This window comes from Pseudomonas trutticola BRTCR10, from assembly GCF_056155105.1.
Window position 1 is genome coordinate 5,480,805 of the sequence record NZ_CM149552.1, and the last position, 14,380, is coordinate 5,495,184.

The 14,380-nt window shown below is 60.4% G+C and carries 16 protein-coding genes; 13 read left to right on the plus strand and 3 right to left on the minus strand.

Going from position 1 to position 14,380, the window contains the following annotated elements; genetic code table 11:
• Position 1 precedes the first annotated feature (1 nt).
• Positions 2–1,276 carry a uracil-xanthine permease family protein gene (locus tag ACVVH8_RS24825; RefSeq protein WP_103306094.1) on the plus strand — a complete coding sequence of 425 codons (1,275 nt, stop codon included), beginning with the start codon at positions 2–4 and terminating at the stop codon, positions 1,274–1,276.
• A gap of 145 nt (positions 1,277–1,421) precedes the next feature.
• On the opposite strand, the gene hemH is transcribed toward ACVVH8_RS24825, so the two are convergent.
• Both hemH and ACVVH8_RS24835 read right to left on the minus strand, forming a co-directional pair.
• Complete coding sequence (gene hemH / locus ACVVH8_RS24830; RefSeq protein WP_103306093.1) at positions 1,422–2,447, minus strand: ferrochelatase; 1,026 nt, start codon at positions 2,445–2,447, stop codon at positions 1,422–1,424.
• Positions 2,448–2,460: 13 nt separating this feature from the next.
• Complete coding sequence (locus ACVVH8_RS24835; RefSeq protein WP_475226854.1) at positions 2,461–3,363, minus strand: TIGR01777 family oxidoreductase; 903 nt, start codon at positions 3,361–3,363, stop codon at positions 2,461–2,463.
• A gap of 197 nt (positions 3,364–3,560) precedes the next feature.
• On the opposite strand from ACVVH8_RS24835, the gene ACVVH8_RS24840 reads away from it, so the two are divergent.
• From ACVVH8_RS24840 to ACVVH8_RS24895, 12 genes are all read left to right on the plus strand, one after another.
• Positions 3,561–4,547 carry an NAD(P)/FAD-dependent oxidoreductase gene (locus ACVVH8_RS24840; RefSeq protein ID WP_475226857.1) on the plus strand — a complete coding sequence of 329 codons (987 nt, stop codon included), beginning with the start codon at positions 3,561–3,563 and terminating at the stop codon, positions 4,545–4,547.
• Positions 4,544–4,759, plus strand: a complete 216-nt coding sequence (locus ACVVH8_RS24845) for a TIGR02450 family Trp-rich protein (protein ID WP_103306090.1) — start codon at positions 4,544–4,546, stop codon at positions 4,757–4,759. Before ACVVH8_RS24840 ends, ACVVH8_RS24845 begins: the two co-directional genes overlap by 4 nt.
• Before the next feature lie 215 nt (positions 4,760–4,974).
• A complete protein-coding gene (locus ACVVH8_RS24850; protein ID WP_103306089.1) occupies positions 4,975–5,937 on the plus strand; it encodes a YbgA family protein in 963 nt (320 codons plus the stop codon).
• On the plus strand, positions 5,937–6,878 hold the full coding sequence (locus tag ACVVH8_RS24855) for a MerR family transcriptional regulator (protein ID WP_475226860.1): 942 nt from the start codon (positions 5,937–5,939) through the stop codon (positions 6,876–6,878). The genes ACVVH8_RS24850 and ACVVH8_RS24855 overlap by 1 nt, the downstream gene beginning before the upstream one ends.
• 20 nt (positions 6,879–6,898) lie before the next feature.
• Complete coding sequence (gene phrB / locus ACVVH8_RS24860) at positions 6,899–8,344, plus strand: deoxyribodipyrimidine photo-lyase (RefSeq protein WP_475226863.1); 1,446 nt, start codon at positions 6,899–6,901, stop codon at positions 8,342–8,344.
• A complete protein-coding gene (locus tag ACVVH8_RS24865) occupies positions 8,337–8,759 on the plus strand; it encodes a nuclear transport factor 2 family protein (RefSeq protein WP_213026566.1) in 423 nt (140 codons plus the stop codon). Before phrB ends, ACVVH8_RS24865 begins: the two co-directional genes overlap by 8 nt.
• A complete protein-coding gene (locus tag ACVVH8_RS24870; protein WP_103306085.1) occupies positions 8,756–9,538 on the plus strand; it encodes an SDR family NAD(P)-dependent oxidoreductase in 783 nt (260 codons plus the stop codon). The genes ACVVH8_RS24865 and ACVVH8_RS24870 overlap by 4 nt, the downstream gene beginning before the upstream one ends.
• Positions 9,535–10,782, plus strand: a complete 1,248-nt coding sequence (locus ACVVH8_RS24875) for an NAD(P)/FAD-dependent oxidoreductase (RefSeq protein WP_103306084.1) — start codon at positions 9,535–9,537, stop codon at positions 10,780–10,782. The genes ACVVH8_RS24870 and ACVVH8_RS24875 overlap by 4 nt, the downstream gene beginning before the upstream one ends.
• The gene (locus ACVVH8_RS24880; protein ID WP_475226865.1) at positions 10,779–11,582 is read left to right on the plus strand and encodes a DUF1365 domain-containing protein; all 804 of its coding nucleotides are present in this window, start codon (positions 10,779–10,781) and stop codon (positions 11,580–11,582) included. Before ACVVH8_RS24875 ends, ACVVH8_RS24880 begins: the two co-directional genes overlap by 4 nt.
• Positions 11,569–12,834, plus strand: a complete 1,266-nt coding sequence (locus ACVVH8_RS24885; RefSeq protein WP_475226868.1) for a class I SAM-dependent methyltransferase — start codon at positions 11,569–11,571, stop codon at positions 12,832–12,834. Before ACVVH8_RS24880 ends, ACVVH8_RS24885 begins: the two co-directional genes overlap by 14 nt.
• A complete protein-coding gene (locus ACVVH8_RS24890; RefSeq protein WP_401301945.1) occupies positions 12,827–13,318 on the plus strand; it encodes a DUF2878 domain-containing protein in 492 nt (163 codons plus the stop codon). The genes ACVVH8_RS24885 and ACVVH8_RS24890 overlap by 8 nt, the downstream gene beginning before the upstream one ends.
• A 53-nt stretch (positions 13,319–13,371) precedes the next feature.
• Positions 13,372–13,677, plus strand: a complete 306-nt coding sequence (locus ACVVH8_RS24895; protein WP_103306080.1) for a YkgJ family cysteine cluster protein — start codon at positions 13,372–13,374, stop codon at positions 13,675–13,677.
• 129 nt (positions 13,678–13,806) lie between these two features.
• Here ACVVH8_RS24895 and ACVVH8_RS24900 read toward each other — a convergent pair whose 3' ends face one another.
• Complete coding sequence (locus ACVVH8_RS24900) at positions 13,807–14,325, minus strand: acyloxyacyl hydrolase (protein WP_213026572.1); 519 nt, start codon at positions 14,323–14,325, stop codon at positions 13,807–13,809.
• Positions 14,326–14,380 lie beyond the last annotated feature (55 nt).

Below are 14,380 nucleotides of genomic sequence, written 5' to 3' on the forward strand. Positions count from 1 at the left end.
CATGCAGCAAGAGTTCAACGATCCGCTCTGGCGCACGGTGCTGTCCGGCGCCCAGATGCTGTTCGTGGCTTTCGGCGCTTTGGTGCTGATGCCGCTGATCACCGGCCTGGACCCGAACGTGGCACTGTTTACCGCGGGCTTAGGGACGATTCTGTTCCAGATCGTCACCGGGCGTCAGGTGCCGGTGTTTCTGGCGTCGAGCTTCGCTTTCATCACCCCGATCATCCTCGCCAAGGGCCAGTTCGGCCTTGCCGCGACCATGGGCGGCGTGATGGCGGCCGGTTTCGTCTACACCTTCCTCGGCCTTGCCGTGAAGATCAAAGGCACGGGATTCATTGACCGTCTGCTGCCACCGGTGGTGATTGGTCCGGTGATCATTTCCATCGGCCTGGCCATGGCGCCGATTGCCGCGAACATGGCGATGGGCAAGGCTGGCGATGGCTCCGAACTGATCCACTACCAGACCGCGATGATGATCTCGATGCCGGCGCTGCTGACCACGTTGATCGTGGCGGTGTTCGGCAAAGGCATCTTCCGTCTGGTGCCGATCATCTCGGGCGTACTGGTCGGCTTCGGCATGGCGTTCTATTTCGGCGTGGTCGACACCGCGAAGATTGCCGCTGCGCCGTGGTTCGCGATTCCGCACTTCACTGCGCCGGAATTCAACTGGCAGGCGATTCTGTTCATCGTTCCCGTGGCATTGGCTCCGGCCATCGAGCACATCGGTGGCGTGATTGCCGTTGGCAGCGTGACCGGTCGCGATTACCTGAAGAAGCCGGGCTTGCACCGCACCCTGCTGGGTGACGGCATTGCCACCACGGCTGCCGGCCTGTTCGGCGGTCCGCCTAACACTACGTACGCCGAAGTGACTGGCGCGGTGATGCTGACCAAGAACTACAACCCGAAAATCATGACCTGGGCGGCGATCTTCGCCATCAGCCTGGCGTTCATCGGTAAGTTCGGTGCGCTGCTGCAAAGTATTCCGGTGCCGGTGATGGGCGGGATTCTGTGCCTGTTGTTCGGTTCGATCGCGGCGGTGGGGATGAACACCCTGATCCGTCACAAGATCGATCTGGGCGAGGCGCGCAATCTGGTGATTGTTTCGGTGACGCTGGTTTTCGGCATTGGCGGTGTACTCGTCGGTACCGGCACTGGCCCGGACGACTTCGGCCTCAAAGGCATCGCGCTGTGCGCGGTGGTGGCGATTGCGCTGAACCTGATTCTGCCGGGCAATGATGGCTGGAAGAACAAGAAGGCGGATGAGCCGCTGATCTGATCAAGCTGATCGTTCCCACGCTCTGCGTGGGAATGCAGCCCGTGACGCTCCGCGTCACTGGACGCAGAGCGTCCCTAGAGGCATTCCCACGCAGAGCGTGGGAACGATCATGTGGGAGCGGGCTTGCCCGCGATGCTTTTGGCTTTTAGAGGGCCAACGGCGCTCGTTCACACAGGGTGGCCAACGCCTTCGCCCATTGCGGGTCGTCATTGAGGCACGGCACCAGCACCAGCTCCTCGCCCCCCGCTTCGCGGAACTGTTCCTTGCCGCGATCACCGATCTCTTCCAGCGTCTCGATGCAATCGGCAACGAAGGCCGGGCACATTACCAGAATCTTTTTCACGCCACTCTTCGCCAGTTCATCCAGCCGCGCTTCGGTGTACGGCTCGATCCATTTCGCCCTGCCCAATCGTGACTGAAAGGACACCGACCATTTGCCATCCGGCAAGCCCATGCGCTCGGCGAAAAGCGCCGCAGTACGCAAGCACTGCGCGCGATAACAGGTGGCCAATACCGCCGGTGAAGCGTTCTTGCAGCAGTCTTCATTCTTGAAGCAGTGATTGCCGGTCGGGTCGAGCTTGGTCAGATGGCGTTCCGGCAAGCCGTGAAAGCTCAGCAACAAGTGATCGTAATCCTGCTGCAAATGCGGCTTGGCGCTGGCGACCAAGGCTTCGAGGTATTCCGGCTGATCGTAGAACGGTTGCAGGATCGACAACTGCACATCGAGCTTCTTCGCGCGGATCACACGCTTGGCCTCTTCGATCACCGTGGTCGTCGTGCTGTCGGCGAACTGTGGATAAAGCGGTGCCAGCGTGATGCGCTTGTGCCCCGCTGCGACCAGTCTGGTCAGGCACGTTTCAATGGAAGGCTCGCCGTAACGCATCGCCAAATCGACCGGGCCGTGCTTCCACTGCGCCTTCATCTGCTCTTGCAAGCGCCGGCTGAGCACCACCAGCGGCGAGCCTTCCTCCCACCAGATCGACGCGTAGGCATGCGCCGATTGCTCGGGGCGTTTGATCAGGATCAACGAGACCAGCAGACGCCGCACCGGCCACGGCAGGTCGATCACATACGGGTCCATCAGAAATTGATTGAGGTAGCTGCGCACGTCGGCCACCGAGGTGGAGGCCGGGGAACCCAGGTTGACCAGAAGCAAGGCGTGATCGGTCATGCAACGTCCTATTTCAGAGGCGGCTGGAGAGATCATCCAGGGCCGCGCGTAAATCCGTGAACTGGAAAATGAAGCCCGCTTCCAGCAAGCGTGCCGGCGTGGCCCGTTGGCCGCCGAGCAACAACAAAGACATTTCGCCAAGGCCGACTTTCAACGCCAGCGTCGGCATCGGCATGAACGCCGGGCGGTGCAATACGCTGCCCAGCGTCTTGGCAAATTCGCGATTGCGCACAGGTTTTGGCGCGCACGCATTATAAGGACCACGCGCCTGATCGCGGTGCAGAAGAAAATCAATCAGGGCGATTTGATCATCGATGTGAATCCACGGCATCCACTGCCGACCATTGCCCAACGGCCCGCCCAGCCCGAGTTTGAACGGCAGCAACAGCCGCGACAAAAAGCCGCCCTCGGCCGACAGCACCAGACCGGTGCGCACCAGCACCACACGGATCCCCAGCGATTCGGCACGCAGGGCGGTTTCCTCCCAGGCGATGCACAACTGGCTGGCGAAATCGTCGATCACCGGCGGCGAGTCTTCGCTCAGCTCACGCTCACCGCCGTCGCCGTACCAGCCAATCGCCGATCCGGAAATCAGCAGCGCGGGTTTCTGCGCCCGTGTTTCGAGCCAGGCCAACAGGGTTTCCGTCAGCTTGATACGACTGCTCCACAGCAGCGCTTTGCGCCGATGCGTCCACAGTCGATCGGCAATCGGCGCACCGGCCAGATTGATAATGGCGTCCACGGGCTCATCACCGAGGTCTTCCAGACGCGCGATACCACGCACCTGAGCACCACAGATTTTGCCAACTTTTTCCGGGCGCCGGCTCCACACCGACAAGCGATGGCCCTGCGCCAACCAATGCCGGCAGAGCTGGCGCCCTATCAAACCAGTACCGCCGGTCAGCAATATGTGCATGACTTCTTCCTCGCGTGGCGTTTTACCCGGATCACTAGTCTATTTTTATAAGCAGGGATCTTTTCTATTGGGCAGGCTCTATTGTTTAACCATAGGCCAAGCTGTCAGAACGAGAATGCTGGAAGTTATACCAAAAAACAAAATTGTACAGGTTTCATCCACGGCGTAGTCTGTACAGAAAGGTAAACGAGGCCCCTATGACTGTACCTATCGCAATCATCGGCACCGGCATCGCCGGGCTCTCGGCTGCTCAGGCTCTGACTGAGACCGGGCACACCGTCCAATTGTTCGATAAAAGCCGCGGCAGCGGCGGACGCATGTCGAGCAAGCGCAGCGACGCCGGATCGCTGGACATGGGCGCACAATATTTCACCGCTCGCGACCGGCGTTTCGTCACCGAGGTCCAGCGTTGGCAAAGCCAGGGCTGGGTCGCCGAGTGGACGCCGCAGCTCTACACCTTCCAGGGCGGACAACTGAACCTGTCGCCGGACGAGCAGACGCGCTGGGTCGGCGCACCACGGATGAGCGCCATCACTCGCGGCTTGCTCGACGTTCTGGAGGTGCATTTCGCCTGCCGCATCACCGAGGTCTTCCGTGGCGAAGAACACTGGCATCTGCAAGACGCCGAAGGCTTCACTCACGGGCCCTTCAGCCATGTCGTGATTGCCACGCCGGCCCCGCAAGCCACCGCGCTGCTGGCCGCCGCACCGAAACTGGCCGGTGCCGCCGCCGGGGTGAAAATGGACCCGACCTGGGCCGTCGCCCTCGCCTTCGATACGCCGCTGGATACACCCATCGAAGGCTGCTTCGTGCAAGACAGCCCGCTCGACTGGCTGGCGCGCAACCGCAGCAAACCCGGGCGCGACAACACCCTCGACACCTGGGTGCTGCACGCCACCAGTGCCTGGAGCCGGCAACACATCGACCTGCCCAAGGAAGCGGTGATCGAGCAACTGCACGGTGCGTTCGCCGAACTGTTGCACAGCGCCATGCCCGCGCCGACCTTCAGCCTCGCCCACCGCTGGCTCTACGCCCGGCCTGCAACCGGCCACGAATGGGGCACGCTGGCGGATGCCGATCTGGGCTTGTACGCCTGCGGCGACTGGTGCCTGTCCGGGCGCGTTGAGGGTGCCTGGCTCAGCGGCCAGGAAGCCGCTCGCCGTTTGCACGAACACCTGCAGTGAACCGCCTCAATCCGCAAAAACTGCTGCTGTCGAAATGGACAGCAGCCCACCCGCAAAACCGCGAAAAGCATTTTCTGGTCACCGAACTGATCCGTGATGAGGACGGCACGGTGCTGGAAGTTGAACTGCAAGCGGTGTTGACCAAACGTGCCGAACGACTCGATTGGCACAGCCTCAAAAACAGCGAACACTGGTTATTGGGTTGGCAATAGATCCCCTTGTAGGAGTGAGCCTGCTCGCGATGACAGTTTGTCAGTCGACACAAACATTGAATGCCCGACCGCGATCGCGAGCAGGCTCACTCCTACAGAGATCGCATTCAACCTCAAAACTTATACAAATTGTTTGACTTGTACACCATTGAATCTATGCTAATAAAAAGTTGTACAGAGATCGTTCTGTGTACAGGTATAGATTTGAGGTGCCCATGTCCGAACCTTCCGCGCTCAAACCAAAGATAGCCATCAGCGCTTGCCTGCTGGGTGCCGAGGTGCGCTACAACGGCGGACACAAGGAATCGCGGCTGTGCAGCCGCACGCTCGCTGAATATTTCGAATTCGTCCCGCTCTGCCCGGAAGTCGCCATCGGCCTGGGTATTCCCCGCGAGCCGATCCGCCTGGTCGGCGACCCACAAAACCCCGAAGCCATCGGCACCGTCAACCCGGCGATCAACGTCACCGCCCCCCTTGCCGAATACGGGCAAAAAATGGCTGCCGAACTCGATGACCTCTGCGGCTATATCTTCATGCAGCAATCACCGTCCTGCGGCCTCGAACGAGTCAAGGTCTATCACGCCAACGGCGCCCCGGTGAATGGCGGTGGACGCGGCATCTACGCCCAGGCTTTCTGCGCACAACACCCGGACCTGCCGGTGGAAGAAGCCGGACGCCTCAACGATCCGGTGCTGCGGGAAAACTTCATCACTCGCGTGCTCGCCTACAGCGCCTGGCAGCAAGTGCTCGCTCAAGGCTTGAGCCGCCGCGCGCTCACCGAATTCCACTCACGCTACAAATACCTGCTGATGGCCCACAACCCGCCGCAATACAAAGCGCTGGGCAAGCTGTTGGGCAACATGGCGCAGAGCGATCCCGCCGAACTCGGCCCGCGCTATTTCAGCCAACTGATGGCGGCACTGAAAAAATGCGCCACACGCGGTACTCACTGCAACGTGCTGCTGCACATCAGCGGCTATCTGAAACAGGCGATCAGCGCCGAAGATAAACAGGAAATGGTTCACGTCATCGGCCAGTACCGCCAAGGCATCGTGCCGCTGGTGGTGCCGCTGACGCTGCTCAAGCATCACTTCCGTCTCCATCCCGATCCATACATTGCGCAGCAGGTTTACCTACAGCCGCACCCGGAAAATCTCAGCCTGCGAAACGCCATTTGATGAACGACAAACTCGACACCAGCGCCCAGGAAGACCTCGGCGCCGACTTCAAGAAAGCCCTCGACGAAGGCTGGCTGCCGATTCGCGAAGTGGCGCGCCAGACTGGCGTCAATGCGATCACCCTGCGTGCATGGGAGCGCCGTTACGGCCTGGTCATCCCCCAGCGCACGCCCAAGGGGCACCGGTTGTATTCGGCCGAACATGTGCAACGCATCCTGACCATCCTCACTTGGCTCAATCGCGGCGTCGCAGTCAGTCAGGTCAAGCCGCTGCTCGACACGGCGCAGGCCTTCAGCGAACCGGTAGAAAATGACTGGCAACGCTTGCAACACGCGCTACTGGCGGCCGTTACCCAACTCGATGAACGCGCCCTCGACGACAGCGTCAATCAAGCCATGGCGCTCTACCCACCGCGCACACTGTGCGAGCAATTGCTACTGCCGCTGCTGGCCGAACTCGAACAGCGCTGGCAGGGCCAGTTCGGCGCGCAGATGGAGCAAGTCTTTTTTTATTCATGGTTACGCAGCAAATTCGGCGCACGCATCTACCATAACAATCGTCAATTGCACGCCGCCCCTCTGCTACTGATCAATCATTCCGACCTGCCACTGGAACCTCATCTGTGGCTGTGCGCGTGGCTGATCAGCAGCGCCGATTGCCCGGTACAGGTGTTTGACTGGCCGGTGCCGGCCGGAGAGCTGGCACTGGCGGTCGAACATCTGCAAGCGCGCGGCGTACTGCTGTATTCCAGCAAAGCCATGCAGCCTGGGCAGTTGCCAAAACTTTTGGCTGGCGTCGGTTGCCCAAAAATGATCGTCGGACCAACGGTGTGCATCCACCACGCCGAGTTGTCCGTAAAAACTTGCGAGATGGCTGATCTGTACCTGGCTGAAGACTCGCTTTCAGCGCACCAGGCACTCGTTCAGCGTGGGCTGATTTAATGGACGCGACGACTACCGATATGCAATTGATCTGGCTGCGCAGCGACTTGCGCCAACACGACAACACCGCCCTCGCGGCCGCCGCAGCGCGCGGCCCGACGGTTGCCGTGTATCTGTTGAGCCCAGAGCAATGGCTTGAACATGACGACGCCGCCTGCAAGGTTGATTTCTGGCTGCGCAACCTGACAGAGCTGAGCAACGGTCTCGCTCAACTGAACATTCCGTTGCTGATTCGTACGGCGGCGCATTGGGATCAGGCGCCGGCAGAGCTGCTTAAACTTTGTCGGCAACTGAATATCGAAGCGGTGCATGTCAACGAAGAATACGGCGTCCACGAAACGCGGCGCGATGCCGCGGTGGCCGAGGTATTGCGTGCCGAGGGCATCGAATTCCACAGCTACCTCGACCAACTGCTGTTCAAGCCCGGCACCGTGCTGACCAAGACCGGCACGTACTTTCAGGTGTTCAGCCAGTTCCGCAAAGTCTGCTACGAACGCCTGCACCGTTCGATGCCGGCGCTGGTGAAAACGCCCGGCAAACAATCGCCACTGAACATCGACAGCGACCCGATTCCTGCGGCGGTCAAAGGCTTTGCTACCCCGAGTGAGTCGCTGCGCGACTTGTGGCCGGCGGGCGAGCAGGAAGCCCGGCGGCGTCTCGACACCTTCGCCGACGCTCAGATCGACTACTACAAAAATGAACGTGACTTCCCGGCCAAACCCGGCACCAGTCAGCTTTCGGCCTATCTCGCAGCGGGCGTGATCTCGCCGCGCCAATGCCTGCACGCTGCCCTGCAAAGCAATCAGGGGGAATTCGAAAGCGGCAAGGTCGGTGCGGTCACGTGGATCAACGAACTGCTCTGGCGCGAATTCTATAAACACATTCTGGTCGGCTATCCACGGGTCTCGCGCCACCGCGCGTTCCGCCCGGAAACCGAAGCGCTGGCCTGGCGTGACGCGCCGGACGATCTGCTGGCGTGGCAAGAGGCGCGCACCGGCCTGCCGATCATTGATGCGGCGATGCGCCAATTGCTCGAAACCGGCTGGATGCACAATCGCCTGCGCATGGTCGTGGCGATGTTCCTGACCAAGAACCTGCTGATCGACTGGCGTGAAGGCGAACGCTTTTTCATGCGGCATCTGATCGATGGGGATCTGGCGGCGAACAACGGCGGCTGGCAATGGAGCTCGTCGACCGGCACCGATTCGGCGCCGTACTTCCGCATTTTCAACCCGCTGAGTCAGTCGGAAAAATTCGACAGCGAAGGCCTGTTCATCAAGCACTGGCTGCCGGAACTGGCTGGCCTCGACAAAAAGCAGGTGCACAACCCGGCCAGCGCTGGCGGCTTGTTCGGCGTGGCGGATTATCCGCCCCCGATCGTCAATCTGAGTGCTTCCCGGGAGCGCGCACTGAGCGCCTTCAAGAACCTGCCTTCGCGTACGTCTATCGGAGAGGCCGATGAGTGATTTCCTGCGCAACTTCGCCCGGCAATTTTCAGCGTTGAACAAAGACAATCTGCAACGCCTGGGCGAGTTGTACAGCGACGACATTCATTTCACAGACCCGCTGCACGAAGTTCAGGGGCTGGCGCAACTGCGCGACTACTTCGCTGAGTTGTACGCCAATGTCAGCGAGCTGCGCTTCGATTTTCACGGTTTCGATCAGATCAGCGAAGGTGAAGGTTATCTGCGCTGGGTCATGAGTTACCGCCATCCGCGTCTGGCCAGTGGCAGGGAAATTCGTGTCGCAGGCTGCTCGCACCTGCTGTGGCGCGACAAGGTTTATCGCCATCGGGATTATTTCGATGCCGGGGCGTTGCTATATGAACATTTACCCGTATTGGGCCGAGTGATCGCCTGGCTGAAAAGGAGAATGGGATGAGTCGTACAACTCCACGGCGTTATTGGCTGACCGGTGCCAGCAGTGGCATCGGTGCGGCTCTGGCTGAAGAGATTCTGAAAACCGGCGCGCACCTGGCCGTCAGTTCCCGCCAGGTCGCTGCGCTCAAAGTGCTGTCGCAGCGTTATCCCGGGCAAGTACTGGTGGTGCCGGGGGATTTGACCAACAGCCAGACCGTGCGCGAAATCGGCCAGCAGATTGCCGAGGATTGGGGCTCGCTGGACTCGGTGATCCTCAATGCCGGCACCTGTGAATATGTCGATGCCCGGCAATTCGATTCCTCCATCGTCGAACATGTGGTGCGCACCAATCTGCTCGCCAGCAGCTACTGCATCGAAGCCGCCCTGCCGCTGCTGCGCAAAGGCACGGCGCCGCATCTGGTCGGCATGGCCAGTTCGGTGACTTACCTGCCGCTGCCCCGGGCCGAAGCCTACGGAGCATCGAAGGCCGGGCTGCGTTATCTGTTCGAATCGCTGCGCATTGATCTGGCCGATGAGGGCATTGAAGTCACCGTGATCAGCCCGGGTTTTGTCGAAACACCGCTGACCGCCAAGAATGATTTTCCGATGCCGTTGAGCTGGCCTGTGGATAAAGCCGCGCGGCACATCTTCGCCAAACTCAAGGACCGTCCGCTGGAGATCGCATTTCCGGCGCTGTTCATGGCGGCGCTGTGGCCGTTGTCGAAACTGCCCGCCCGTGTGCAATTGATGATCGGCAAACGCATGGTGCGCAAACCACCGCCACTGCGGGATCCAGCATGAAAATAGCCATCGTCGGTAGCGGAATCGCCGGGCTGACCTGCGCCTACCTGCTCAATCGCCGGCATGACGTCACGGTGTTCGAGGCCAGCGACTGGGTCGGTGGCCACACGCACACCGTGCAAGTCACAGTCGAGGATCGCCAATACGCGGTGGACACCGGTTTTATCGTGTTCAACGACTGGACCTACCCGAACTTCATTCGCCTGCTGGGCCAGATCGGCGTGCGCTTCAAGCCGACCGAAATGAGCTTTTCGGTGAGCGATCCGGACACCGGCCTTGAGTACAACGGCAACAACCTCAACAGCCTGTTTGCCCAGCGCCGCAACCTGCTGTCGCCCGGCTTCTGGGGCATGCTGCGGGACATCCTGCGCTTTAATAAAGAAGCCCAGCGCGACCTCGCCGAACTGCGCATCGCCGCTGACATGACCCTCGACGATTACCTCAAGGCCGGCGGCTATGGCGAGCGCTTCATCCTGCATTACATCGTGCCGATGGGGGCGGCGATCTGGTCGATGCCGATGGCCGAGATGCTCAATTTTCCACTGCAGTTCTTTCTGCGTTTCTTCAAGAATCATGGCTTGCTGTCAGTCAGTGATCGCCCGCAATGGCAGGTCATCGAAGGTGGCTCCAGCGCCTACATCGCGCCGCTGACGGCAACGTTCAAGGACAAGATCCGCCTGAACTGCCCGGTGACTCGCGTTGATCGCGACGAACACGGCGTGGTTATCCACAGCCCGGCAGGTATCGAGCATTTCGACAAAGTGGTGTTCGCCTGTCACAGCGATCAAGCCCTGCAACTGCTCGCCAGCCCGAGCGACGCCGAACAGGCGATCCTCGGCGCCCTGCCCTACGCCGACAACGAAGTGGTGTTGCACACCGATACGCGTCTGCTGCCCAGACGCAAACTGGCGTGGGCGAGCTGGAATTTTCGTCTGAACGGCGCGGGCCATACGCATGCAGCCGTGACCTATGACATGAACATCCTGCAAGGGATCGAGAGCGACACCACGTTCTGCGTCAGCCTCAATCAGAGCGCCGGCATCAGCCCGTTCAAAGTGCTCGCCAAATACACCTACGCCCATCCGCAATTCAGCCTTGCCGCCGTCGCTGCGCAGAACCGCTGGAGCGAACTGGACGGCGTGCACAACACGCATTATTGCGGCGCCTACTGGGCCAACGGTTTTCATGAAGACGGCGTGGTCAGCGCGTTGCGCGTGGCGGCGGCGTTCGGGGAAACCTTATGAACAGCGCCCTGTACAGCGGCTGGATCGGCCATCGGCGTTTCGCGCCGCGCCGGCATGAGTTTCGTTACCGGATCGGTCTGCTCTACCTCGACCTGACAGAACAGGACGCGGTCCTCGGCCTGTCGCCATTGGCCGGCCGCAGCCGTTTTGCGCCGTTTTCATTTCGCGAGAGCGACTACCTCAAAGCCTTTACCGGCACCGGCATGCGCCTGATCGACGCGGTACGCCAGCAGGTCGGGATCGCCATCGGTCATGAACCACAAGGCGCGGTGTGCCTGCTGACGCAACCGCGCAGTTGGGGCCTGGCGTTCAATCCGGTGAGTTTCTTTTATTGCCATGAAGCCGATGGGCAACTGGCGGCGATTGTCTGCGAAGTCACCAACACGCCGTGGCGCGAGCGCTACCACTACGTGCTGCCGGCTGGTCGGCATGAACACCATCAACATTTCGCGGTGGCGAAGGCGTTTCACGTATCGCCATTTTTGCCACGCGATCTTGAATACCGCATGAGCTTCAGCCCCGCCGCGCAAACCCTCGGCGTGCACATGGCCGACTGGCAGGGCGAAGAGAAGCTGTTCGACGCGACCCTCAATCTGCAACGCGAAACGCTCGACCGTCATAGCCTGCATCGTTACTTGCGACGCTTTCCGTGGATGACCGCGAAAACCGCTTTGGCGATCTATTGGCAAGCCATGCGACTGCTGGTCAAACGCGCACCGATCTTTGCTCATCAGGCTGCCGATGGCAGCTTTCAAACCGCTAAAGCGCCTCCCAGGGAGCACCGCCATGAAATCCTCTAGCCTTTCGGCCAGCCTGTTCAGCACCAACGGCCTGACAGGATCGCTGCTGCGTCGCGGTGTGTTGCGGCAAATGGCTCAGCTCAAACACGGCCAGTTGCTGGTGGTCGAGGACGGTGAGCAGATGCTGTTCGGCACCAAGGGCAGCCCTTTGCTGGGCGAGATCCATGTACTCGATCCGGCTACCTGGGGCATGGTCGCCAGCAATGGCTCGATCGGCGCCGGCGAAGCATTTATCCACGGTTACTGGAGCTCGCCGGACCTGACCGCCGTGGTGCGGGTGTTCGTCAGCAACCTCGACGTACTCGATGCGATGGAGGGCGGGCTGGCCCGTCTCGGCCGGCCGCTGGTGCAAGGCTTGCACTGGCTCAACCGCAACACACGCAAGGGTTCGCAGAAAAACATCGCCGCACATTACGACCTTGGCAACGATCTGTTCGAGCAGTTTCTCGACCCGACCATGATGTATTCCGCCGCGCAGTTCCTCACCCCCGAGGACAGTCTGGAACAGGCGCAACTGAACAAACTGGAGCGGATCTGCCAGAAGCTTGCGCTCAAGCCTGAGGATCATCTGCTGGAAATCGGCACGGGCTGGGGCAGCATGGCACTTTATGCCGCGCAGCATTACGGCTGCCGCGTGACCACCACCACGCTGTCGAAAGAGCAGTACGCCTTCACCGCCCGGCGCATCGAACAACTGGGCTTGCAGGATCAAGTGACGCTGCTGCTCAAGGACTACCGCGACCTCACCGGCGAGTACGACAAACTGGTGTCGATCGAGATGATCGAAGCGGTCGGCCACCGCTTCCTGCCGACCTACTTCAAACAATGCGCACACCTGCTCAAGAGCAACGGCCTGATGCTGATCCAGGCGATCACCATTCGCGAGCAGCGCTATGAACAGGCCAAGCGCGGCGTCGATTTCATCCAGCGCTACATCTTCCCCGGCGGGGCCCTGCCCTGCGTGCAGAAGATGCTCGAAATCGTCAGCCGTGACACCGATATGAACCTGCTGCACATGGAAGATTTCGGTTTGCATTACGCCAAGACCTTGCGCCTGTGGCACGAGAATTTTCGTCGCGCTCACGGTCGCTTGAGCGAGCTGGGCTATGACGATTATTTCCTGCGGTTGTGGGAGTTTTACCTGTGCTACTGCGAGGGTGGCTTCCTCGAGCGCACCATCGGCACGGCGCAATTGCTGCTGGCCAAACCGGCGGCGATGCCGGCGCCGCTGCTCGGACGCTTCGATGCTTGAGCGGATCGCCAATGCCGTGTTGTTCCAGATCGGCTGGCTGACCTGCGTGCTCGGCGGCAACAGTTTGTGGCTGCTAGTGGCATTGGCGGTGCTGGTGATCCATCTGCGCTGGATCAGCAGTTGGGCAGCCGAGGGCCGCTTGATACTGAGTGTGGTGATTGTCGGCACTGCCGTGGACAGCGCTTTGCGTGGCCTCGGCGTGTTCGACTTTCAGGACCCATCGCCGTTGATTCCGCTGTGGCTGATGTTGCTGTGGGCGTTGCTCGCCACCACCTTGCGCCATTGTCTGGCGTGGAGCGCCCGGCCATGGTGGCTGGCCAGCGTGCTCGGTGCCGGCGGCGGCGCCTTGTCTTATTACGGTGGCGGACACTTGGCCGGGGTGCAATTTCCCTACGGCGAGTTACCCAGCCTGATCGGCATCGGCTTGCTCTGGGCGCTGCTGTTTCCGCTGCTCCACCTGATGGCTCGACGCCTGGGCCAGTGAGCGTCTGTCAGAGCATTCACACACGCGGCAAGCACTGCCTTACACTGCCGGCCATGAAAACCATCCCCCACCTCCAGATCGCCGAACCGGCGGTCACCTGTTCGACGTGCGCAGCCTGCTGCTGCCAGCTCGAAGTGATGCTGATCACCGACACGGGCGTGCCTGATCGCTTTATCGATACCGATGAGTGGGGCGGCGAAGTGATGCTGCGTCTGGACGACGGTTGGTGTGCGGCGCTGGATCGCGACACGATGATGTGCACGATTTACGAGAAACGTCCGCTGATCTGCCGCGAGTTCGAGATGGGTGCGCCGGAGTGCATCGAAGAGCGCCAGGGCATCGCCACGGCGTACCGCTGATCCCAAGCACACCCTAAAACAAATGTAGGAGTGAGTTTGTTCGCGATGGCGGAGTGTCAGCCAACATTTGTTTGACTGACACTCCGCCATCGCGAGCAGGCGAAGGCCTACAGGGGTTATGCGTACTGCTTACAACGGCATCGTGTAATGCAGCGCGTAGCTTTCTACCCCGTCGTTGTCGCTGGAAAGGCCCGCGTTGGAATAGTGCGTCGCACGAATCCCGACTTCATGCCCGCCATTGAAGCGCAGACCAAAACCGAGACGGTCTTCGAACTGGAAGGAACCGCCAAGATTGTTCGACTCATATTTGGTGTTGGAGAACGCCGCGACACCAATCCCCGCCTCGACATACGGTTTCACCGACTGGCCGGCAAATTCGTAAACGAATACCGGCGAGAACGACAGGCTGTTGTTGCTGGAGGTCTTGTCACCTTCCCAGTAGGTGTAGGCGCCACTCCAGTAACCGGTCAGGCGACCGACGTCGCTTTGCAGCCAGCTCTTGTCCCAGTCGAAATTCATTCCCAGGCGATAGGTCATGGTCGAATCGCTGGTAGCACCGACGGCGAATTCAACGCCGGCGGCTTGTGCGGTAATACTTTGCCCCATCAGTGCGGCCGCAATCGCGGCCAAACAGAATAGTCGCTTCACTTTGAAACTTCCCTTTCCGGAACGATCGTTTGGTTTTCCAGGTAACTCATCGCTA

Coding starts and splice junctions, on each gene's coding strand:
- ACVVH8_RS24825 (WP_103306094.1), top strand. CDS start 2: ATGCAGCAAGAGTTCAACGATCCGCTCTGGCGCACGGTGCTGTCCGGC.
- hemH (WP_103306093.1), bottom strand. CDS start 2,447: ATGACCGATCACGCCTTGCTTCTGGTCAACCTGGGTTCCCCGGCCTCC.
- ACVVH8_RS24835 (WP_475226854.1), bottom strand. CDS start 3,363: ATGCACATATTGCTGACCGGCGGTACTGGTTTGATAGGGCGCCAGCTC.
- ACVVH8_RS24840 (WP_475226857.1), top strand. CDS start 3,561: ATGACTGTACCTATCGCAATCATCGGCACCGGCATCGCCGGGCTCTCG.
- ACVVH8_RS24850 (WP_103306089.1), top strand. CDS start 4,975: ATGTCCGAACCTTCCGCGCTCAAACCAAAGATAGCCATCAGCGCTTGC.
- ACVVH8_RS24855 (WP_475226860.1), top strand. CDS start 5,937: ATGAACGACAAACTCGACACCAGCGCCCAGGAAGACCTCGGCGCCGAC.
- phrB (WP_475226863.1), top strand. CDS start 6,899: ATGCAATTGATCTGGCTGCGCAGCGACTTGCGCCAACACGACAACACC.
- ACVVH8_RS24865 (WP_213026566.1), top strand. CDS start 8,337: ATGAGTGATTTCCTGCGCAACTTCGCCCGGCAATTTTCAGCGTTGAAC.
- ACVVH8_RS24870 (WP_103306085.1), top strand. CDS start 8,756: ATGAGTCGTACAACTCCACGGCGTTATTGGCTGACCGGTGCCAGCAGT.
- ACVVH8_RS24875 (WP_103306084.1), top strand. CDS start 9,535: ATGAAAATAGCCATCGTCGGTAGCGGAATCGCCGGGCTGACCTGCGCC.
- ACVVH8_RS24880 (WP_475226865.1), top strand. CDS start 10,779: ATGAACAGCGCCCTGTACAGCGGCTGGATCGGCCATCGGCGTTTCGCG.
- ACVVH8_RS24885 (WP_475226868.1), top strand. CDS start 11,569: ATGAAATCCTCTAGCCTTTCGGCCAGCCTGTTCAGCACCAACGGCCTG.
- ACVVH8_RS24890 (WP_401301945.1), top strand. CDS start 12,827: ATGCTTGAGCGGATCGCCAATGCCGTGTTGTTCCAGATCGGCTGGCTG.
- ACVVH8_RS24895 (WP_103306080.1), top strand. CDS start 13,372: ATGAAAACCATCCCCCACCTCCAGATCGCCGAACCGGCGGTCACCTGT.